This window comes from Virgibacillus sp. LDC1 (assembly GCF_025792345.1).
Classification (GTDB): Bacteria; Bacillota; Bacilli; order Paenibacillales; family Paenibacillaceae; genus Paenibacillus_AQ; species Paenibacillus_AQ lautus.
The window spans coordinates 658,463-679,000 of sequence record NZ_JAOXLZ010000002.1 but is presented as its reverse complement, the minus strand read 5'-3'; the positions used below and the strand labels follow the sequence as shown (position 1 = coordinate 679,000).

The following is a 20,538-nucleotide window of genomic DNA, read 5'->3' as shown; positions in this document are numbered from 1 at the left end:
TACGCAGATTGCCGACGGCACTATTGGTAGCAAGCACCTCGGACCGGACGCCTTCGATAACTTCACGTTAGCCGAGGGATCGGTTACAGGCAGCAAGATTGCCGAAGCTTCTATCACCGGCGCGCATGTAGCTGAGGGTTCACTTACTGGTACGCAGATTGCCGACGGCACTATTGGTAGCAAGCACCTCGGACCGGACGCCTTCGATAACTTCACGTTAGCCGAGGGATCGGTTACAGGCAGCAAGATTGCCGAAGCTTCTATCACCGGTGCGCATGTAGCTGAGGGTTCACTTACTGGTGCGCAGATTGCCGACGAAGCCATCGGCAGTAGACACCTCGGACCGGACGCCTTCGATAACTTCACGTTAGCCGAGGGGTCGGTTACAGGCAGCAAGATTGCTGAGGCTTCCATCACCGGTGCGCATGTAGCTGAGGGTTCACTTACTGGTGCGCAGATTGCCGACGAAGCCATCGGCAGTAGACACCTCGGACCGGACGCCTTCGATAACTTCACGTTAGCCGAGGGATCGGTTACAGGCAGCAAGATTGCCGAAGCTTCTATCACCGGTGCACATGTAGCTGAGGGTTCACTTACTGGTGCGCAGATTGCCGACGGCACTATTGGCAGCAAACATCTTGGACCGGATGCCTTCAATAACTTCACGTTAGCCGAAGGATCGGTTACAGGCAGCAAGATTGCTGAGGCTTCCATCACCGGCGCGCATGTAGCTGAGGGTTCACTTACTGGTGCGCAGATTGCCGACGGCGCAATCGGCAGCAAGCATCTCGGGCCGGATGCCTTCAATAACTTCACGTTAGCCGACGGATCAGTTACAGGCAGCAAGATTGCTGAGGCCACCGTTACAGGATCGCACGTTGCTGAGGGGTCACTTACTGGTGCGCAGATTGCCGACGGCGCAATCGGCAGCCGGCATCTCGGACCGGATGCCTTCGATAACTTCACGTTAGCCGAGGGATCGGTTACAGGCAGCAAGATTGCTGAGGCTTCCATCACCGGCGCTCACGTTGCTGAAGGCTCCCTCACTGGTAACCAGATTGCCGACGAAGCCATCGGCAGTAGACACCTCGGACCGGATGCCTTCAATAACTTCACGTTAGCCGACGGCTCCATAGACAGCAGCAAGATTGCTGAGGCTTCCATCACTGGCGCTCACGTTGCGGATGGTTCGCTTACAGGCGCGCAAATTGCCGACGGAGCCATCGGCAGCAAGCATCTCGGACCGGATGCCTTCAATAACTTCACGTTAGCCGACGGATCAGTTACAGCCAGCAAGATTGCTGAGGCTTCCATCACTGGCGCTCACGTTGCGGATGGTTCGCTTACAGGCGCGCAGATTGCCGACGGCGCAATCGGCAGCAAGCATCTCGGACCGGACGCCTTCAATAACTTTACGTTAGCCGAAGGCTCCATAGACAGCAGCAAGATTGCTGAGGCTTCCATCACCGGCGCTCACGTTGCGGATGGTTCGCTTACAGGCGCACAGATTGCCGACGGAGCCATCAGTAGCAAGCATCTCGGACCGGATGCCTTCAATAACTTCACGTTAGCCGCCGGATCAGTTACAGCCAGCAAGATTGCTGAGGCTTCCATCACCGGCGCTCACGTTGCGGATGGTTCGCTTACAGGCGCACAGATTGCCGACGGAGCCATCAGCAGCAAGCACCTCGGACCGGATGCCTTCGATAACTTCACGTTAGCCGAAGGCTCCATAGACAGCAGCAAGATTGCTAAGGCTTCCATCACCGGCGCTCACGTTGCTGAAGGCTCCCTCACTGGTAACCAGATTGCCGACGAAGCCATCGGCAGTAGACACCTCGGACCGGATGCCTTCAATAACTTCACGTTAGCCGACGGCTCCATAGACAGCAGCAAGATTGCTGAGGCTTCCATCACTGGCGCTCACGTTGCGGATGGTTCGCTTACAGGCGCGCAAATTGCCGACGGAGCCATCAGCAGCAAGCATCTCGGACCGGATGCCTTCAATAACTTCACGTTAGCCGACGGATCAGTTACAGCCAGCAAGATTGCTGAGGCTTCCATCACCGGCGCTCACGTTGCAAACGGCTCCCTAACGGGCGCACAGATTGCCGACGGAGCCATCGGCAGCAAGCACCTCGGACCGGATGCCTTCGATAACTTCACGTTAGCCGAAGGCTCCATCGATGGCAGCAAGCTTGCCGATGGCACAGTCACCAGCGCCCACCTGGCCGAAGGAGCGGTTACCGGACAACAATTGGCACAGGGCGCGGTAACGGCGGAACATTTGGGCTTTACTCCTATACGGAGCGCAGCCGGCCAGCCGAAGCTGCAGCAATTCGGAATGACTCCATTTGTATTTGGTGCTGAGGTGCTGACTGAGGTTACCGTCCAATTTGAGGAGCCTTTTGGCGGAATAAACTATATCATTGTAGGGATGAGCAACAATCCGGGCTTCCAGATCTCCCTGAAATCCCAGCGCGAGGATGCCGCCGTCCTTGAAGTAAGCCGCCAGCCTAACTGCAATCTCGCCTATGGTTTCATGTCCTGGATTGCAATCGGTCCTTCACGGTAACACCGGTAACAACATAGCAATCCAAAAAGAGGCTCTCCCCTGCGTGACACGGGAGGGCCTCTTTCACGTCAATATCTTCTTTCCTAATCATGATACAGTCCACATTTGATGGGTCTCCATGACTCCGCTGATGGTTGCCCCGGCATTGCAGCCTTCCATATGATAGCCAATACATTCATCGCAGCGGCTGACTGATATTGATATGGTTAAGCCCATCCTGGTGTACTTATCCTAACTGGCGTTTAAATGTTTTACTGGCGAAGAAGTAAGCGATGACCATGATGCCGACGCACCAGGCAAGCGCGATCCAGATTGCGTTGCCGACAGACCCTTCATACAAGAGGGCTCGAACCGCATTCACGATTGAAGTCACAGGCTGGTTCTCAGCGAACGCACGAACAATTTTTGGCATGGTTTCGGTGGGAACAAAGGCTGAACTGATAAACGGCAGGAAAATCAGCGGATACGAGTAGGCTGTCGCCCCTTCCATAGACTTTGCTGTCAATCCGGGAATGACCGCCAGCCAGGTCAGCGCCAGCGTAAACAGCCCGAGTATCCCAGCGACCGCGAGCCAATCCAGGATATTAGCGCTGGAACGGAAGCCCATCAAGAGCGCGACAAGAATAACGACCACGACAGTAAGCGCATTGGAAAAAAGCGAGGTCAACACGTGAGCCCACAATACCGACGAGCGCTTGATGGGCATCGTAATGAAACGCGCCATCAGCCCACTCTTTACATCCGTAAACAGCCGCAAGGAAGTGTAAGCGACGCCGGATGCGATAGCCATTAGCAAGATTCCCGGCAATAAATAATTGACGTAGTTGTTCGTGCCTGTCTCTATGGCGCCGCCAAATACGTAGACAAACAGCAGCATCATCATAATCGGTGTAATCGCCACCGTGATAATCGTATCCGGACTGCGCATGATGTTGCGCATTAAACGCCCCAGTAATACCCCTGTTTTGCTTTTCATTTACATCTCCTCCTTTTTGCCGATGATCGCGAGGAAAATTTCCTCCAATGTCGGCTGCTTCTCGATATACTCCACTTTCGCTGGCGGGAACATCTCTTTGAGTTCGGTAAGGGTACCGGTCGTGATGATTTTTCCGCCGTGCAGGATGGCGATACGGTCCGCCAGTTGTTCTGCTTCCTCCAGGTACTGGGTCGTCAGCAAGATGGTCGTGCCGCCGCCGGCGAGCTCCTTGACGGTATTCCAGACTTCAATCCGCGCTTCAGGGTCAAGCCCCGTCGTCGGTTCGTCGAGAAAAATGACTGCCGGTGTCCCGATCAGACTCATGGCAATGTCAAGCCGGCGCTTCATCCCGCCCGAATATTTGTCTGCCCGGCGGCCCCCCGCATCGGTCAGGCTGAATCTTGCAAGCAGATTATCGGCGACTTGTGCTGGATTGGAAACTCCCCGCATCTTGGCAATCATCATCAGGTTTTCCCGCCCGGTGAGCATACCGTCTAAAGCTGCGAACTGCCCTGTCAGGCTGATGCTCTGGCGAACATGATCCGGTTGACGCTGGACGTCAAAGCCGCAAATACCTGCTTCGCCGCCATCGGGCTTCATCAGCGTCGAGAGGATGTTGACTGTCGTCGTCTTGCCCGCTCCATTTGAGCCCAGCAGCGCGAAAATTTCGCCACGCCGCACCTCAAAATCCACCCCCTTTAAAACTTCCTTGTCTTTAAAGGATTTTTTTAACCCTTTTACAGAAATCGCTTCATTCCTCATATTTTTTCCTCCTTATAATAAGTGCCTTGGAAGCTAGAGTGCCTACACTTCACTATTTAGTCTGACTGATAATCTGTATAACTTACTACCGGGCTAAAAATGAACTGAATAGCGAAGGCGGCAATTCACATTTGTAACCAGCTAATCAGTCGGTATGATCTATAGAATTTATTTTTTCCCCAATCGGTTCATGATACTCTGATTCAAATCTTCCCGATACTTGGCTACATAGGTTTTAGCGTTTGCCACAAGTTCGTCGGCAAAGGACGCCACGTCGTCCCCGGTGATTTCCAGCACTTGTCTGCCTTCCGCCGCACCGGCTTCGAACAAATCAATTAATTCATACTGCATGTGCAGCATATCCATTCCGTTGCCCGCTGAGAAATTCCACATGTAGTTTTGAATTTTCTTAAATACAAACTGGTAGTCCTCTGGCAGGGCTTCGACCCGTGCCATCATCATCTTGTACTCTTTTTTATCACCAATCATTTTTTTGAACATTTCCAACATATTATGTTTCCTCCTTTTATTTAAAGCTGAACAAGACACCCCAAAATATCGGACGGAATATCTTATGAAGCTAGTTTGACTTCAAGACGTTAATTTTCGACGATAAAAAATCCCACTTTTCCCAAAACAATTCAAGTTCCTGGCGGCCAGCCTCATTAAGTGAGTAAAACTTGCGCGGCGGTCCCATATCTGACGGTTTCTTTTCAATGTTCACCAGTTTTTTCTTTTCTAGCCGCACGAGTATGGTGTAGACCGTTCCTTCCACGACTTCGGTAAACCCCAGCTCGTTCAGGCGGCGGGTAATCTCGTAGCCATAGGTTTCACGGCGGCTGATGATTTCCAGCACGCAGCCTTCCAGCGAACCCTTCAGCATTTCAGTTAAATTTTCCATATTCAGTACCTCCTCTATTTCGTCCCTCCCCTAATTAGTATAACTCATATTCAGTATAACTTAGTACTAAGGGAAATTTTCACTTAACAGCATTTAAAAAAATGCTATTAAGTATTACTTACTACGTGTACATTGTATCACCGAGTAGCAGGGAGTGTCAATCATTTCTCCTGAAAATATTTTCGCAACCTCACTTTTCCGTGGTCGTGGTAATAAGTGTGACCTACTACGGGTATATCGTAATACATAGTAGATGGATTGTCAACTGGATTTTTAAGTCGACATGAACCGTCTTGCGATGCTTGCAGTTACTTGCGTCCGGATCAATTATGCATGTAAAAAAGACGAGCGTTAAGCTCGCCTTTTGTTCATTCATTATTTTATTCGATGCCGATCCGTACTTGTTGTTCGGGCCCCTCCCCTAACGCCGGCAATCTCGTTCGTATCCGTAATGCGTAACATCCTGAGATAAACAACACTATGGCTGCGATGAAATACGTGGCCCGGACGCCGAATTCATCGGTAATGTACCCGAACAGCAGTGTGGACAGTCCAAATACCAGCGAAACCAGCGCGCTCTGAGCCGCGTACACTTTCGGCAATAGATGAATCGATACGCTACGCTGCAAGGTGGTCTGTAGAGAAACCGACTTGAGCTGTTCAAAAATACCGAAACCCGCGGAGAAAACAAGGGCCAGCCAAGGTACCGAGGTCAATCCAAAACCAAACGTCATAAGACTGATGCCGAAGGAAGAGCAGATGACGAATTTACGGATGTTGCGGTCGATCAGCCCCGCGCCCCTCATTCCAAACAGTCCGCCCAGCATAAGTCCCAGGAAAAAGCTTGCGTTGATATACCCCCACCAAGCCTCTTCCTTATTCAGCGCATCAGCTACGTAGACGTAGATGATCGCTGCAATCCAGATCACGCCCGCAATGGTCTCCAGTACATACATGATATGTATCGCCCGGAGTGAGGGCTGTCTCCAAATGAGTGTCCACCCTTCTTGAATGGAGTTCCAATTTGAAATGTCCGCTTTCCCTTTCTGTTCCCGGGCAGCTTCATGCCGATCCTCAATCATCTTCATGAAGACAGCAGCTGCCAGGGCCAGGGAAAAGGTTAGCCATATCACGTTGCTGCCACCCATAGCTACAACCAGCAGTCCCCCAACGGCCCATCCTCCCAGCTGGATTAACTGATCGACGAGAGCTACGAAGCTGTTGGCTTTCGTTAACTCCGCGGCATCCACCAGCCGAGGCAGCATGGCATGGCTTGCGGGCGCGGCCCAACCATCGAGCAAAGAGATGAGGAATACGAATCCGAGAATCGCATAGACCGTCACCTCCTGCTCTCCCAGCACATAGTAGGTCACTAACAACAGGAACAACACGGCTGTTTTCCCGATTTGCGACGAAGCAAGCAGCGATTTGAGGCTGTATTTATCCATCAACACGGGCGCAAAGCTCCCGCTTATAAACCGTGCCATCGTCGTGACAAATGGTATCATGGCCATCAACATGGCGGAGCCCGTCATCCCATGGATTATTGCCATCAAGCCGACAATGTAAAACAAATCGCCGCTATTGGCGAGCGCCTGACCTATCCAGAGATACCGAAAAGAATTCCTCTTCATCTTTCTACCCCAATTCTGTATTTAGTTGTATTGGTTAGGGTAGAAAAACCTACATGTTCTGGCCTCCGTACATTTTATATGGTTAATATAGTAACACCGTTAAGGACTTCTGTTAAGATTATGGATTATTTTCAAGTGATTCAGATGGTATATCTCACCAATTTGTTACTTTTTTATCCCTGGCTAAAACTATTTGGCCCGCTCCACGGTCTAATGATCAGTCAAGCGCACTCAAGTACTTGAGCATGATCCAACCCATTAAACCAGGAATAGATCAAAACGAATTCGTGCCATGACATAAAATACTAGCGCTAGTAGTTAGGGGTGAGTGAACTGAGAGCGAAAGACTCGAAGCAAACACAGTTCAGCGAAAATATGGAGAAATGCAAAAACAAGTTATACCGGGTAGCCTATTGCTATGTCAAGAATGAGCAGGAGGCACTGGATATCGTTTCCGAGGCAACCTATAAGGGATATCTTGCTTACGAGCGGATGAACACGCCGCAGTATTTTGAGTCCTGGATGACCCGGATTGTCATTAACGCGGCTATCGACCATCTCGGTCGCAAGAAGCGGGTAACTTATATGGAAGACCAAACGCAAGACTATGCGGCCGCAGAGCATGCCGTACCGCTGGAAGAGAAAATGGATTTATATGATGCTTTGGACAGACTGATGCCAGAAGAGAAAACCTACATTATTTTGAAGTTTTTTGAGGACCTGCGCTTTAGAGAAATGGCGGATATGCTGGCATTGTCCGAAAACACGGTCAAGACCAGGTTCTATCGTATTATCGGAAAATTAAAATCATATTTAATCGAGGGAGAGGTCGATCGTCTATGACAGGAAAAGAACGCTATGAACACATTGAGATCCCTGCCCAGCTAACCGGCGTTATGGACGCAGCAATGAAAAAGGCGGCTGCCCGTAAACGATCCATGCGCTTGATGAGATACTCCTCCATTGTTGTGGCGGCCGTTGCCCTGTTATTCGTGGTCAATATCCCGACGGTGGCAAACGCCTTATCCAAAGTCCCCGTGGTGGGCAGCATCGTTCAGGTTCTGCAGTTCGGGGGCGGAGGCGAACGGACCGACGGCGTTACCGTAGGCACGGAAGCTTCCGAGGACGTATTTAAGATTCAATTTGATCAGGAAGGCCATTCCGTTTCCAGCGTTCCGGCCTACACCGTGGATCATCGGGATGCGCCAAACCGTCTGATCTTCACGTTTAACGGCGTACGAAACTTTGATTATGAAACCCTCAAGAAAGACATGCTGGCTCTCCCGCTGGTAAAGGATGTCTATGAAAATGTGATTCTGGACGACTCGGCCATGCGTTTTGTCGTTGAACTGAAGGACGGCGTGAAGCATACCGTATCCGAATATAGAGATCCCGGCTATATTGAGCTGAAGCTCACCTCGACCGGTGAGTCGGCAACCCCGCGCGAGGTCTTCTATATCCGCAGTGAAGCCATGCCGCAAGGGGAATCCCTTGCCATTCTGGAAGAGATTTATATGGAAGACGACGTGACTTTCATTAAGACGGCCAGCGGCGACTTCATCGCGGTCATCGGCGGGTTCGATACCCGCGAGGCTGCCGAGCAGAAGCTCAGCGAAATTTCGTCGCGCGAGACCTACGGCGATGATCTTCGCATCGACAGCTGGATGAGCAATGAGCGCCCGGACTAACCCGTAACACAAAGAAAGCACCGCTCCGACAAGTGTTGGAGCGGTGCTTTTTTATGAAGATCCATGACGTTGTTTTGGTGCGATTGTACCGCAAGCTTTCGGAAGCGACTCTCCCGGCAGCGAAGAATGTTATGCGTTTTGATGAGGATAGATCATGACTTTTACACTGGTGTCCCTTTGCGTGCGGGCAAGCTCTATGGCTTCCTCGATCTGATCCAAGGAAAACTGGTGGGTGATGATATCGCGTATGCGGCTGCCCTTGTTTTGCAGCATCTGAATAGCCGCCGGGTACGTGTTCGCGTAGCGGAACACGCCGTATATATCCAGCTCGGCGTCAACCAAAGCGCCTTCCTCAAAGGACATTTCATCCGGCAGCCGGAACAGGAAGTCGCTTCGCACCGCGACGTATTCGGCCCAAGCTCCGTCAACCGGCGGGGTCGCCATAAATACAACATCCGGACACAGGTTGTAACGTCCGCTTTTACAATAAGAGCAGCGCCCGCACGTAACACCCGGTTCCACGGCCACGCGGTCACGGGCGGAGACATTTCTTACCTTCTCCCCCGTCCTTACGACAACGCCGGCAAGCTCATGCACCAGAATCAACGGTTCCTTCACCTCATACCTGCCAATACGTCCATGCTCATAGTAGTGCACATCCGAACCGCACCTCTCATCTCAAGAAATCGCTTACCAACTTAGTTTACACGATAAACTATCGCTTCATAAGGGTGTAGAGCGAATTCGCCGAAACTTCGGTCCGAGCGTTCGTAATTCGAGAGTATAACTTCAGGATGATGCTCACGCCATTCTGCCGGGAATTGAAAATCCGGCGTTCCGCCATAGAAGTTGAGTACGACCAAGTACGTCTCATTCTCTAATGACCTGGAATAAGCGAAAATTTCCGGATGCTCCTGAAGCACGGCTTCATATTTTCCGTAGATCAGAGCCTCACTGGATTTGCGCAGTCGGATCAAGGCTTTATAGTAATTCAGAATGGAATCGGGATCGGTTAGCTGCTGCTCTACGTTGATTTCATGGTAATTCGGATTGCAGCGGATCCACGGCACAACCGTTGAGAAGCCGCCATAGAGCGTGTCATCCCACTGCATCGGCGTTCTTGCATTGTCCCTAGCCCGGTACGCGATTCTGCGCATCGTCTCCGACACGTCTTTCCCATCCAGAAGCCGCTCGCGGTAATAATTGTAGATCTCCACATCCCGATAATCACTCAGCTCCGCGAACTCGACATTCGTCATTCCGATTTCCTGCCCCTGGTAAATAAACGGCGTCCCCTGCATCAGCATAAAAAAAGTAGCCAGCATCTTGGACGATTCCTTATGATAGTGGACCGGATCGCCAAAACGGGATACGGAGCGCGGCTGATCGTGATTCTCCATGTAAAGGGCATTCCAGCCCACGCCTTCAAGACCCGTCTGCCATTTATGCATAATCTGCTTCAATTCGGCCAAGTCCCAGATCGCATAATCCCAGCGTCCCTCGAGTCCGAAATCAAGATTGACGTGCTCAAATTGAAAAATCATGTTCAAGGCCCCGTTCTCTTCCCCGATCCATCGGTCTGCTTCGCTGATCGGAATGCCGCTCGCTTCGCCAACCGTCATAATGTCATAATGAGCGAACGCTTCACGTTTGAATTGTTGAAGAAAATCATGGATTCCCGCTATATTCCGATGTCCTGGATTCGAGTCAACATATCGAAGGTGATTCGGATTCGGCATATCCGGCAAACCCGGCAGCTTCTTTATATGGGTAATCGCATCCACGCGAAAACCGTCGATTCCTTTATCCAGCCACCAACGGATCATCCTGACCAGATCATCTCTGACCGCCGGATTCTCCATATTTAAGTCAGGCTGCTTCTTGGAATAGAGGTGGAGATAATATTGATCCGTTAACTCGTCATATTCCCAAGCGGAGCCGGTGAAGACGGATTCCCAATTGTTCGGCTCAGCCCCATCCCTCGCATCCCGCCAGATGTAGTAATCCCGCTTCGGATTGGTTCGGGAGGAACGGGATTCCATAAACCACGGATGTTCATCCGAGGTATGATTGAGCACCAGGTCCATAATAAGCCGCATGCCGCGGTTATGGATTTCGGCCAGCAGCTGATCGAAGTCGGCCATGGAACCGAACTCCGTCATAATATCCTGATAATCGCTGATATCGTAACCGTTATCGTTATTGGATGATCGATAGACGGGACATACCCATATAACATCAATCCCAAGATCCTTCAAATAATCCAGACGGGATATAACCCCTTGCAGATCCCCGATGCCGTCTTCATTCGAATCCATAAAACTGCGCGGATAGATCTCGTAAGCAACGGCTTCTTTCCACCATACTTTCTGCATTGTCGTATCCCCCGTTTACAATAAGAATGCTGCTTATTAAGAATGCAGACCGAGTCATTACACGTACTTCATTAACCAACTTCGTCTGTCGCAGCATACAGTATTGCCGTTAAAGCGATCTTATAAGCCTAACAACCATAGAATGGCCGTACCGCGGGGATGCGGCACGGCCATTGCAAGTCTACCATGAAACTACGAAAACGAATTCGTCCCAGCTCCCATGCAGCATACTGCATGGGTTTGGTCGCGCTCCGGTAAGGATCGGCCGCTCACTCCCGTAATTCCCCCATTACCCCCGTACATACTTCCCGGTCAAGGAGTGTTCTGCCATGATCAGTTCAGCAGGTGTTCCTTCGAACATGACCCGGCCTCCCCTGCTGCCGCCCTCGGGTCCGAGGTCAATGATCCAATCCGCCTGACGAATCACGTCCAGATTGTGCTCGATGACAATCACCGAGCTGCCGTTATCGACGAGCCGATTCATCATGTTCAGTAAATGCCCGACATCTGACATATGCAGCCCGGTCGTCGGCTCGTCCATGGCATAAATCTTCCCCTGCTTGTGCAGCTCGCTGGCCAGCTTGATGCGCTGGCTTTCGCCTCCGGACAGGGTGCTTAGCGGCTGTCCGAGCGTTAGATAGTGCAAGCCCACATCGTGCAGGGCTTCCAGCCGCCGCCTGATTTCTTTTTTCTCGAAAAAATCAAGCGCCTGCAGCACGGTCATATCCAGCACATCGGTAATCATTTTTCCATGGAGCTTATACTGCAGCACATCATCCTTAAAGCGCCTGCCGTCGCAGGTGTCGCACAGAGACTTAACGCCTTCCATAAACGCCAGGTCCGTATAGATGAACCCGAGACCGTGGCAGTCGGGACAAGCCCCTTTGGAATTGAAGCTGAACAGGGATGGACTCTGATCATTAGCTTTGGCAAACATGCTCCGGATGTCATCCATAATCCCCGTGTAGGTAGCAGGATTGGAACGGATCGAGGTGCTGACGGCGGACTGGTCGATGACAACAGCCTCGGGATGCTGGGACAGGAAGGCATGGTGAATGAGCGAGCTCTTCCCTGACCCCGCTACGCCCGTGACCACAGTCAATACGCCTTCCGGGATATCCACCGTCACATTGTTCAGGTTATGATGATTGGCATTGGCAATGCGCATTAGCCCTGTGGGTACGCGGAACTGTTCTTTCATCGGCATGCAGCGCTTCATATACTGCCCGGTTAACGTAGATGTTTGGCTGCACAGCTGCTCAACCGTGCCCTCGAAGACAATTTTTCCTCCCCGGGTACCGGCATTCGGCCCCACATCCACCACATGGTCGGCAATTTCAATCACGTCCCGGTCATGCTCTACGACCAGCACCGTGTTGCCCTTGTCCCGAAGCTTCCTGAGCATGTCGTTCAGGCGGTGAACATCCCGTGGATGCAAACCAACGCTAGGCTCATCAAAAACATACATCATGTCCGTCAGACTGCTGCCCAAATGCCTCACCATCTTCACCCGCTGCGATTCACCCCCGGAGAGCGTGGTCGTCTCCCGATTCAGCGTTAAGTAATCCAGCCCCATATCCATCAAGTGCTGCAGCCGCTCCGCCAAGCTGGCCACCATACTGGCAGCCACCGGCTGCTTGATATTCAGGATGACCTCTCTTAACTCCCCAATCTCCATAGCCGCGCACTCGGCGATATTATATCCGTTGATCCTGCAGCTTAATGCCGCTTGACTGAGCCGTGTTCCCTCGCATAACGGGCATGTGCCATGCGTAATAAAATTTTTGACGTGATTTAAAGTGCGTTCGGACAATTCACTGCTGTCTCTCTGAATATACAGCCGGTTGAACTTCAGCGCGAGGCCCTCGAAGTCGGACTGTACCGGCCCCCCCTTGGACGGGAACGTCACTTTTCCCTCCTTGCCGTAAAGAAAGAGATCCCATTCGGCTTCCGAATAGTCGGCCAGCTTCTTGTCATTATCAAAGAACCCGGACATGGTGTAATTTTTCATATACCAGCTATCTACGGAGAAAATAGGAAATCGGACCGCTCCCTCATTCAATGATTTGCTCGTATCCAGCAGTTTATTTAGATCCAGCTCGACCTTCCTGCCGATTCCCTGACATTCCGGACACATGCCTTGAGGATCGTTAAAAGAAAAGACGTTGGAGTATCCCACAAATGGCTGTCCCACCCTGGAAAACAACAGACGGAGTATGGCGTACAGATCGGTGATCGTGCCTAGCGTGGACCGCGAATGGCCCCCCAGACGCTTCTGGTCGATGACGATAGCCGTCGACAAGTTCTCGATCGAATCGACGTCCGGTTGGCTATGCCGTGGAAGTCGGTTACGAACAAATGCGGTAAACGTCTCATTCAGTAATCGCTGGGCTTCGGAACTGATGGTATCGAACACGATGGACGATTTACCCGAGCCGGATACGCCGGTAAAGACCGTGATTTTTCGTTTTGGAATTTGCAGCGAAACATTCTTCAGATTATTCTCCCTGGCTCCACGGATGTTGATATATTCTTGAACCATGGCCTTTCCTCCCTTATGCCCTGTAGTGTTCTTATTATAAAAGGGCAATCATGACATGTACTGTCATAATGGATGAAGGCATCTGTCTTTTAGGATATTCCCGTAAGTGGGAAATATCAGGAAGGTTGTTAGCCCTATTAATGCTATACTTAGTTTATAATGAGTCAGGGGAAAGAAAATGTTACATCCTCCCATTTTTGATTTCAGTTTGCCAATAAGCATCCTGTCCCTTACAATTACGGAACATCATCGTTTCTTAGAATTCATGATTACAGGAGAGTAATGACGATATGAGCAAAAAAATAGTCGCCATCGATATGGATGATACCATCTGCCATCTCATACCCAAGGCCATTCACTATCACAATCTGCAGTACAAAGATCCTCAGCTGACGCTGGATCAGATTACCGATTATAACCTGCATCAAATCTGGCATCCTGAATGCTCGGAAGAGTTTTTCTTCGGAAAGCCGGGCTTATATGAAGAACTTGAACTATTTGATGAATATACGATTGACGAAGTCCACAGAATGACGCATGATTATGACGTCATTGTTGTTACCGCAGCCCGTCCCTCCTCGGTGCCCGAGAAGTGGAGATGGCTGCAGCGGCATATGCCTTTTATTCCGTTCGAGAATTTTTTCGTGGCCAAGCGCAAGGATTTAGTGGAATTTGATCTTCTGATTGACGATGGTCCCCATAATGCGATTGCCGCCAGAAAAGCCGGAAAACAAACCATTCTGATTCCGCGTCCGTGGAACGCGCATATTCAGCATGAATTTATTCTGAAGGATTCCTGGAAGGGAATGAACGAGTTAGTAGACCGCATTTTATCCGATTCTAACCATCAAGGGGATATGAAATAAATGAATACAGACCGCAATAGCCGGTACCTATCGCAAGATATCCATTTTTTCGCGGCCGCATTATCGGAAACGGTGGTTTCCGTATGGGAAGAGGATCCCGCAAGCGTATACGTGGAGATCGAGCGAGGTTACATTGAATGCTACACACCGGATGTCGTCCGCATCCGCAACGAAGAGACAGGTTACCTGACACACTACAGCCGTGACACCGCTATGTTTCAACGGATGTAATCCGATAAAGGCCGCTTCCCTTGCTGGGAGGCGGCTCTTTTATTGCTCAAATTACCTTTTAGCTGACAGGACAAGAAACAGGGTTGCGAGCGGACCTAGCAACAGAGATAACAGAAACCAGTTTAATCCCGTTCTGTTTTTTCCTTGAGCCAATCCGGCATTAATTAACGCCAGCGTTCCCCATCCCACGTAGAATTCATTATTCATTCCTATCTCCTCCGATACCGTACTCTTTATCTGCTTATTACGTTTTGACAAGCTGAATCGTTGCAGGATATACAAAAAAGAGCAAGGAATGCTCCCTGCCCCGGGCAATTATAACGCTTATAGCAGTGGCCTCAAAGGGCTCCGGCTTTAGCTGCAGAGGCCCAAGTCTCTTCTGAGTGGACCATCGATCCTTAAACTTGCTCCAATTCTCTTAACAGCTGAAATATCTGTCCCCGATGATGGGACTCATGCTCAATCAGATGATAGATGACCCATTCCGGCGTCACATCGTACGGTTCCAGTTGTCTGACTCTCCTCCAGTCCGAGAGGTCCATGCCTTTGAAATGGGCAAGCAATTCATGACGTACCCTCTGCATGCGGTGAAGATGTTCATCCAGTGACTGATCCGGCACTTCAGAAAGATGGTTATCCTCGGTACGGTGATCCCAGGGAAAACAAGCCTTTATTTTCGGGTCCCAATCGGATTCAAGCACCTCGACGTACAGCCAGTCCGCTTCAATGAGAGCAATATGGTACAACAGCGAGCCGATGGACTGTCGGCCGTCTGCCCTATGATTCAAATGTTCATGGCGGACCCCTTCCAGCCGTTTCAATATCGTTCGGCGTACGTCCTCAAGCCCCCATATCCAGCGGCCGATCTCCGGCTCAAACCCAGGCAGTGCCTCAACCGTCAACGTTTTCCTCTGCAAATCTTCACGCTCCCTTAAATTATCTCATGAATCTAAGAGTAACAGGCTCAAGCGTAAGTGTGCCAGGTAAAGTTCGGTTTAAACAAAAATGATCCTGGGCCCTTCAGTCATTCTTACTTCTTTCTAGTCGCAATCGCCTCTGCCGTTTGTTTAACGGCCTGATGCCCGAATACCGCGAACGCCCCTGCGAGTATGCCTTGAATGATATTTTCCACACTCCACCCGATCAAGCCGGTTGTGAGCAGAATCGATACGACCATAACCAGATATACAATGCTCCAATTCGGAACCTTGGGCGTTTGCTTCAGCACATATCCGATTACCCAACAGGCAGCAACGACCATGAAGAGCCGCGGGTCAATCAATTGAAAAATGACGCTCCATTCCATGGTAAACCCACCTTTCCATTCATCTTCTACATCCTATTCCTCGAGCCTATCGATCGGCTTGTATTTATATCCTTATTCTCGCAAGCAAAATAATAGAATCTGCGAAATGGAATTTGCGATAGGTTTGACGATGAGCAGACGCAGCACAAATCTGCGTATTCCCGGGTGGAGGAAATACGCAGTGAGTATCCAATATGAATGGCGGTGGCTCTTAAGGCTGCTGCTTCCCCGCTTCTATTATCCCTTTGAACCAATCGGTCAACCGCCGATCCTTCTCTTCTTGACTGCAGTCTGAGGGAAAGGTTAGGTAATGCTGATGCTCGGGAATGCGGGGTATCCCCTTCTTCATGTTCGCATCCGCCCTGACATCGTTATCGTATTCTAAAAAACGGAGATCCCTTCCATCCAATGTCTGATAGGCATAACAGCTGTACTCGATATCGTCGATCACGGTCCAGTGATGTCCCTGCTTCGTGGGATTGCACAACACATGCGTGCCCTTCAGCTTGTTTAGCGAGTAAAGAAAGCCTTGCAGTTGGGCTTCCGTGACGTGGAAATCATCCAAGTAATACCGCTGCGAGACTCTGGCAACATTCGTGTCGATGATCTGGTAGTTTAGAATAAACGCAGCCCCTTGGTGCAGCACCGGATCGAAGTAATCCTTCTGAATCCAGCCCTTATGGCGGGACAGGCGATCTGACACCAGGTGATCGATATTGCTATGGTCCAGGTTATAACCGTAGGTTACCAAGAACTTGCGATTCTTCACATAGAACTCCCCCTGGTACATCAGAATGATTGACCCATTATTTTCCATGTATATTATACAAAAAAAAGACAGCCTCCACACCAACGGAAGCTGCCTTGCTCGAAACCTGTTCTAACATCCCCAATTCCAAACCAAACTTGATGTTATACCTTGCTAACCTCAGCTCCGTCCTCTACGACGGCCTGAGCCTCGACAGCAGACTGCTCGCCCTGCCATAACAGCTGCATCTCTTCGCTCGTGGCGAGCAGCTCAGACAAGCTGCCCTCCGCTTCGATCCGGCCATCCTTCATGACGATGATATGATCGGCCTTCGAAAGGGCTGCCCTGCGATGCGATACCGCGATGCAAGTGACGTCCCGCTCCTTGAACAACCCATCCCATACCAGCTGCTCCGTCTCCACGTCCAGCGCGCTGGACAGATCATCAAAAATGAATAAATCCGCGCCCGTGATCAGCATGCGTGCCGTAGCCGCCCGCTGGATTTGTCCGCCCGACAGCATGACGCCCCTCGGACCGACAAACGTCTCCAGTCCCTGATCCAGATGCTCGATATCCTTCTCCATGACGGCCAGACGAACAGCCCGGTCCAGTGCTTCCTCGGTCCGCTCTTTCTTCCCTTGCACGATGTTCTCTCTCAATGGATCACTAAACAGTCGCGGAACCTGCGGGGTATATGCCGCCCTTGGAGGCATAAGGAAGGTTGCCGGATCCACCTCTTCCCCGTTCCAGCGGATCGTCCCTCCCTGTTTCGGCAGCAGTCCCAGCAACGTCCGGACAAGCGTTGATTTCCCCGCCCCGATTCGTCCGGTCACCACCAGAAACTTGCCGCGTTCCAAGCGGAAGTTAATATCCGATATGCCATTATCCGAATTCGGATAATGGTACGATAAATGCTTGACCTCCAGCTCCTTCAGCTTCTCCCCCGGTTCTCTGTGCATGACGGGCAGTTCCGGCGGCTCTTCGTTCAGATACGTTTCCCGTGCCTCAATAATCCGGTCTTCCTCGCCAGGGCGAAACAGCGAGCGCATCCGGTCAAAGGAAACCTTCAGCCGCTTGTGCTGGAATACCATATAACCGAATAAGGAAATGCTGAAGCCGATATTGGCCAGATAAGACGTAAACAAAGCGAAATCGCCGACGGTAAAATGCCCGGCCTGCATTTCAGCAGCGCACATCAACAGAATCAGTCCCGTACAGATGCTGAGCACATGCTGATTCAAGGATCGCATCCATTGTTTGAACAGATTATCCTTCAGCGCCGCCTGCCGACGGTCTTCGTTCAGCTTCATGAAGCGCTCATGAACATGATCCTCGGCCTGCCCGAGCTTCAAGGCTTGAACCGCACCGAAGGTTTCCGCGATAAAGCTGGTAATGCGCCCCGTAGCTTCCCGGTTCTTTAGCCCGTAACGACGCGCGCGGTTGCCGGACAAATTGTTCAGAAACGTGACCACCACGAGCGGCAGCACGGCCACCAGCATGATCTTCCAGTTAATGCTCGCCATAATGGCAACGGACACAAGCGCAAAGACGAGGCGTCCCCAGAAATCCACCCAGGATTCCACGTATTCCACAACTTCATCCACGTCATCGCGGAAGCGGCTCATCGCCTCCCCTGGAGAAGCCGGCAAATTCCGCCCCGGCCAGCGCATGATCCCGGCCAGCATGTTCGTGCGCAGAATCGCCTGAATGTGGTAAATATACGTTACCCATTGATAGAAGGCCGCAAAGAATGTCCCTACCCGCGCAACCCTTACAACGGCAATAAAAATCAAGGGTACAGCCAGCCACACATAATCCGTGGAGCTTGCTGTGGCCCGGTCAAAAAACCACTGCATCCCAAGCCCGATCAATAGCGGCAAGGAATGAAATATGCACCACAACAGACCGTTGATTAAAAATAATGAAGGCCTGAATCGAAAGAGGCGCCCTATAAAACCCGTGATGGTCATGCCAGTTCCTCCTCTCTGCCCGTGCTCAGCAGCCTGGCATAATGAGATGCCGGATCTTGTGCAAGTGCTTCCCGTGCGCCGAATTCCAACATTCGCCCGTCACCCAGCACCATAATTTTATCCACCTGCTCCAGCGTAGCCAGCCGGTGCGCGATGATGATGCCTGTACAGCGGCTCATCAGCTGATCCACGGCTAACTGCAGCATCGCTTCCGTTGCGGCGTCTAGGCGTGAAGACGGTTCATCCAGAATTACCAGGCTCGGCTGCGTCAAAAATACCCGGGTTAAAGCGAATAGCTGCGCTTCCCCCGCGGATAGCGATGCTCCGCCTGTGGTCAAATGCGTATCCAGACCTTCCGGCTGCGCATCGATCCATTGCCGAAGCCCCAAGCGCTCCGTCGTTTCCAGAATGAACGCATCCGACACGCCATGATCGAACAGCGTCAGGTTGTCACGCAGCGAGCCATCAAACAGCTGCACATCCTGCGTGACCATCCCCACCCGGCGGTAAAGCGCAGGCAGCTTCAGCTTCGTAATATCCGTCCCCCCAACGCGAATCACACCGCTGTCGATGTTATACAATCGAAGCAGAATACGGCTGAGACTCGACTTTCCGCTGCCGGTACGTCCGATAATGCCCAGGCGTTCGCCTGGTTTGACTTCAAAGTTGATGTCTTTTAGCACCGGTTTATCCTCGTTATAACTGAAGTTGACGCCCTCAAATTCCAAACCGAGCGCTCCCTCCGGAAGCTCTTCTTGTTCTCCGTCTACAATCTCGCTCTTATTGGACAGCAGCTCTCTGGAACGCAGCATGCCGGATTTTGCCTTTTGGAACTCCTGCACCTGGTCACCAAGCATTTCGATCGGGTCATTCAGCATCTGCGTATATTGATAGATTAGGAAGAGAGTCCCCAGCGTAATTTCACCGATCAAATAATAGCGAACTCCTAGTAACAGGACAGCCGTAACCGCAAGGGCAAACAGAATCACCGTGGTATTCCAAGGGACGACGCGAAGCATCCAGGCTTTTCTTCCTTTCAGGAACACGCTGCGCATCATGCGATGAAACCGATTCATCACATACGGCACATTGCCGTTCGCCTGTACATCCTCAATGCCGGCGATGCGTTCCTCAATTAATCCGAACAGCGAAGCGCTGGCTTCACGTTCATTCTTCGAAGAATTGACGCCCATATTCCGGATGAACACCATGAACAAAATGGACAGCAGTGTAAACACCGTCATGACGATCGCAATCGGCAGATTCACCGTGAACATAAATCCTAGTATGCCGGCAAGCAGCACAAAACTTCCGATGACCTGCACGATGAACATCGCGAAAAAATTCGAAATATTCGTCACGTCGCCGTCAACCCGTTCAATCATCTCGCCTGGCGTTTTCACATTATGAAATCGCATATCCAGCCGCAAGCAATGCTTCAAAAGATCGCCGCGAAGCCGGTTGGTCGCGCGCCATGAAATATCGTTCCCCATATAGCTGACAGCTACGGTAATCAGCTGGTTAAAGACAGCCACGACCAGAAACAAACCCGCCAGCTGAATCAGCGTGGCTATAACGCCGCCTTCGGCTGCCGTGTCAATAAACCGTTTGACAATCTGCGGATTCAGAAGCTGCAAGCCTGTCGACGTCAGCAGCATCACGAGTAGCAGTATCAGCCGCCCTTTAACCGGTTTCAAATACCGCAGCAGCCATGACATTGAAACCTTTTCTTGTTTGGGCACAGTGCCCACCCCCATATGCAAGCAAGTATATACGGACCTCCATTCCCCATTTAGCAAGGCGTGGCGGCAGTAAATCATTACCAGTCTACATGAAATCCACAGTCATTCCTAGGTAAAGAATAATTATAATATGCAAGTAAAAAAAGCAAACGAACGCCTAACTTCTGCATCTATGCAGAGCTGGCGTTCGTTTATTGTGCTAGAATATAGCGTTGGTCATTC

18 protein-coding genes and 1 pseudogene are annotated in these 20,538 nt (G+C 51.0%); 5 read left to right on the top strand and 14 right to left on the bottom strand.

The window, feature by feature from the left end; genetic code table 11:
• A partial coding sequence (locus tag OHJ21_RS23665) for a WIAG-tail domain (RefSeq protein ID WP_486021299.1) occupies positions 1-2,575 on the top strand: 2,575 nt, incomplete at its 5' end.
• Positions 2,576-2,801: 226 nt separating this feature from the next.
• Here OHJ21_RS23665 and OHJ21_RS23660 read toward each other — a convergent pair.
• The 5 genes from OHJ21_RS23660 to OHJ21_RS23640 all read right to left on the bottom strand — a co-directional run bounded on the left by OHJ21_RS23660 (position 2,802) and on the right by OHJ21_RS23640 (position 6,848).
• The gene (locus OHJ21_RS23660) at positions 2,802-3,551 is read right to left on the bottom strand and encodes an ABC transporter permease (protein WP_100540050.1); all 750 of its coding nucleotides are present in this window, start codon (positions 3,549-3,551) and stop codon (positions 2,802-2,804) included.
• Positions 3,552-4,313, bottom strand: a complete 762-nt coding sequence (locus OHJ21_RS23655; RefSeq protein WP_100540049.1) for an ABC transporter ATP-binding protein — start codon at positions 4,311-4,313, stop codon at positions 3,552-3,554.
• A gap of 168 nt (positions 4,314-4,481) precedes the next feature.
• Complete coding sequence (locus tag OHJ21_RS23650) at positions 4,482-4,823, bottom strand: DUF1048 domain-containing protein (RefSeq protein ID WP_100540048.1); 342 nt, start codon at positions 4,821-4,823, stop codon at positions 4,482-4,484.
• A 70-nt stretch (positions 4,824-4,893) separates the two neighbouring features.
• The gene (locus tag OHJ21_RS23645) at positions 4,894-5,214 is read right to left on the bottom strand and encodes a PadR family transcriptional regulator (protein ID WP_071222099.1); all 321 of its coding nucleotides are present in this window, start codon (positions 5,212-5,214) and stop codon (positions 4,894-4,896) included.
• Positions 5,215-5,594: 380 nt separating this feature from the next.
• The gene (locus OHJ21_RS23640) at positions 5,595-6,848 is read right to left on the bottom strand and encodes an MFS transporter (RefSeq protein ID WP_100540047.1); all 1,254 of its coding nucleotides are present in this window, start codon (positions 6,846-6,848) and stop codon (positions 5,595-5,597) included.
• 324 nt (positions 6,849-7,172) lie between these two features.
• Between OHJ21_RS23640 and OHJ21_RS23635 the strand changes: the two genes are divergently transcribed.
• Positions 7,173-7,691 (top strand): sigma-70 family RNA polymerase sigma factor, encoded by a 519-nt coding sequence (locus OHJ21_RS23635; RefSeq protein ID WP_100540046.1) that lies wholly within the window; start codon positions 7,173-7,175, stop codon positions 7,689-7,691.
• Positions 7,688-8,536 carry a hypothetical protein gene (locus OHJ21_RS23630; RefSeq protein WP_486021297.1) on the top strand — a complete coding sequence of 283 codons (849 nt, stop codon included), beginning with the start codon at positions 7,688-7,690 and terminating at the stop codon, positions 8,534-8,536. The genes OHJ21_RS23635 and OHJ21_RS23630 overlap by 4 nt, the downstream gene beginning before the upstream one ends.
• Before the next feature lie 129 nt (positions 8,537-8,665).
• Here OHJ21_RS23630 and OHJ21_RS23625 read toward each other — a convergent pair.
• The 3 genes and pseudogenes from OHJ21_RS23625 to OHJ21_RS23615 form a co-directional block, all read right to left on the bottom strand.
• Positions 8,666-9,205, bottom strand: a pseudogene (locus OHJ21_RS23625) (alcohol dehydrogenase catalytic domain-containing protein); the annotation flags it as partial.
• Between the two features lie 29 nt (positions 9,206-9,234).
• The gene (locus tag OHJ21_RS23620; protein ID WP_100540043.1) at positions 9,235-10,911 is read right to left on the bottom strand and encodes a glycoside hydrolase family 13 protein; all 1,677 of its coding nucleotides are present in this window, start codon (positions 10,909-10,911) and stop codon (positions 9,235-9,237) included.
• 289 nt (positions 10,912-11,200) lie between these two features.
• On the bottom strand, positions 11,201-13,453 hold the full coding sequence (locus OHJ21_RS23615; RefSeq protein ID WP_486021296.1) for an ATP-binding cassette domain-containing protein: 2,253 nt from the start codon (positions 13,451-13,453) through the stop codon (positions 11,201-11,203).
• 290 nt (positions 13,454-13,743) lie between these two features.
• Here OHJ21_RS23615 and OHJ21_RS23610 point away from each other — a divergent pair, with 290 nt between their 5' ends.
• Both OHJ21_RS23610 and OHJ21_RS23605 read left to right on the top strand, forming a co-directional pair.
• The gene (locus tag OHJ21_RS23610) at positions 13,744-14,319 is read left to right on the top strand and encodes a 5' nucleotidase, NT5C type (protein WP_071222106.1); all 576 of its coding nucleotides are present in this window, start codon (positions 13,744-13,746) and stop codon (positions 14,317-14,319) included.
• Positions 14,320-14,550 (top strand): hypothetical protein, encoded by a 231-nt coding sequence (locus OHJ21_RS23605; RefSeq protein WP_071222107.1) that lies wholly within the window; start codon positions 14,320-14,322, stop codon positions 14,548-14,550.
• 51 nt (positions 14,551-14,601) lie between these two features.
• Here OHJ21_RS23605 and OHJ21_RS23600 read toward each other — a convergent pair whose 3' ends face one another.
• The 6 genes from OHJ21_RS23600 to OHJ21_RS23575 all read right to left on the bottom strand — a co-directional run bounded on the left by OHJ21_RS23600 (position 14,602) and on the right by OHJ21_RS23575 (position 20,316).
• Positions 14,602-14,757, bottom strand: coding sequence for a hypothetical protein (locus tag OHJ21_RS23600; protein ID WP_006208027.1), 156 nt, complete (start codon positions 14,755-14,757; stop codon positions 14,602-14,604).
• A gap of 191 nt (positions 14,758-14,948) precedes the next feature.
• Positions 14,949-15,467, bottom strand: a complete 519-nt coding sequence (locus OHJ21_RS23595) for a DinB family protein (protein WP_394058109.1) — start codon at positions 15,465-15,467, stop codon at positions 14,949-14,951.
• Between the two features lie 113 nt (positions 15,468-15,580).
• The gene (locus OHJ21_RS23590) at positions 15,581-15,856 is read right to left on the bottom strand and encodes a phage holin family protein (protein ID WP_127595602.1); all 276 of its coding nucleotides are present in this window, start codon (positions 15,854-15,856) and stop codon (positions 15,581-15,583) included.
• 211 nt (positions 15,857-16,067) lie between these two features.
• Positions 16,068-16,625 carry a hypothetical protein gene (locus tag OHJ21_RS23585; RefSeq protein WP_326119860.1) on the bottom strand — a complete coding sequence of 186 codons (558 nt, stop codon included), beginning with the start codon at positions 16,623-16,625 and terminating at the stop codon, positions 16,068-16,070.
• 143 nt (positions 16,626-16,768) lie between these two features.
• Positions 16,769-18,574, bottom strand: coding sequence for an ABC transporter ATP-binding protein (locus OHJ21_RS23580; protein WP_326119859.1), 1,806 nt, complete (start codon positions 18,572-18,574; stop codon positions 16,769-16,771).
• The gene (locus tag OHJ21_RS23575) at positions 18,571-20,316 is read right to left on the bottom strand and encodes an ABC transporter ATP-binding protein (protein WP_100540037.1); all 1,746 of its coding nucleotides are present in this window, start codon (positions 20,314-20,316) and stop codon (positions 18,571-18,573) included. The genes OHJ21_RS23580 and OHJ21_RS23575 overlap by 4 nt, the downstream gene beginning before the upstream one ends.
• Between the last annotated feature and the right edge of the window lie 222 nt (positions 20,317-20,538).

What these genes read in the sequence shown, in the direction of transcription:
- OHJ21_RS23650 (WP_100540048.1), bottom strand. Translation starts at nt 4,823, where the DNA reads ATGTTGGAAATGTTCAAAAAAATGATTGGTGATAAAAAAGAGTACAAG.
- OHJ21_RS23645 (WP_071222099.1), bottom strand. Translation starts at nt 5,214, where the DNA reads ATGGAAAATTTAACTGAAATGCTGAAGGGTTCGCTGGAAGGCTGCGTG.
- OHJ21_RS23590 (WP_127595602.1), bottom strand. Translation starts at nt 15,856, where the DNA reads ATGGAATGGAGCGTCATTTTTCAATTGATTGACCCGCGGCTCTTCATG.
- OHJ21_RS23580 (WP_326119859.1), bottom strand. Translation starts at nt 18,574, where the DNA reads ATGACCATCACGGGTTTTATAGGGCGCCTCTTTCGATTCAGGCCTTCA.
- OHJ21_RS23630 (WP_486021297.1), top strand. Translation starts at nt 7,688, where the DNA reads ATGACAGGAAAAGAACGCTATGAACACATTGAGATCCCTGCCCAGCTA.
- OHJ21_RS23600 (WP_006208027.1), bottom strand. Translation starts at nt 14,757, where the DNA reads ATGAATAATGAATTCTACGTGGGATGGGGAACGCTGGCGTTAATTAAT.
- OHJ21_RS23660 (WP_100540050.1), bottom strand. Translation starts at nt 3,551, where the DNA reads ATGAAAAGCAAAACAGGGGTATTACTGGGGCGTTTAATGCGCAACATC.
- OHJ21_RS23640 (WP_100540047.1), bottom strand. Translation starts at nt 6,848, where the DNA reads ATGAAGAGGAATTCTTTTCGGTATCTCTGGATAGGTCAGGCGCTCGCC.
- OHJ21_RS23605 (WP_071222107.1), top strand. Translation starts at nt 14,320, where the DNA reads ATGAATACAGACCGCAATAGCCGGTACCTATCGCAAGATATCCATTTT.
- OHJ21_RS23610 (WP_071222106.1), top strand. Translation starts at nt 13,744, where the DNA reads ATGAGCAAAAAAATAGTCGCCATCGATATGGATGATACCATCTGCCAT.
- OHJ21_RS23615 (WP_486021296.1), bottom strand. Translation starts at nt 13,453, where the DNA reads ATGGTTCAAGAATATATCAACATCCGTGGAGCCAGGGAGAATAATCTG.
- OHJ21_RS23620 (WP_100540043.1), bottom strand. Translation starts at nt 10,911, where the DNA reads ATGCAGAAAGTATGGTGGAAAGAAGCCGTTGCTTACGAGATCTATCCG.
- OHJ21_RS23655 (WP_100540049.1), bottom strand. Translation starts at nt 4,313, where the DNA reads ATGAGGAATGAAGCGATTTCTGTAAAAGGGTTAAAAAAATCCTTTAAA.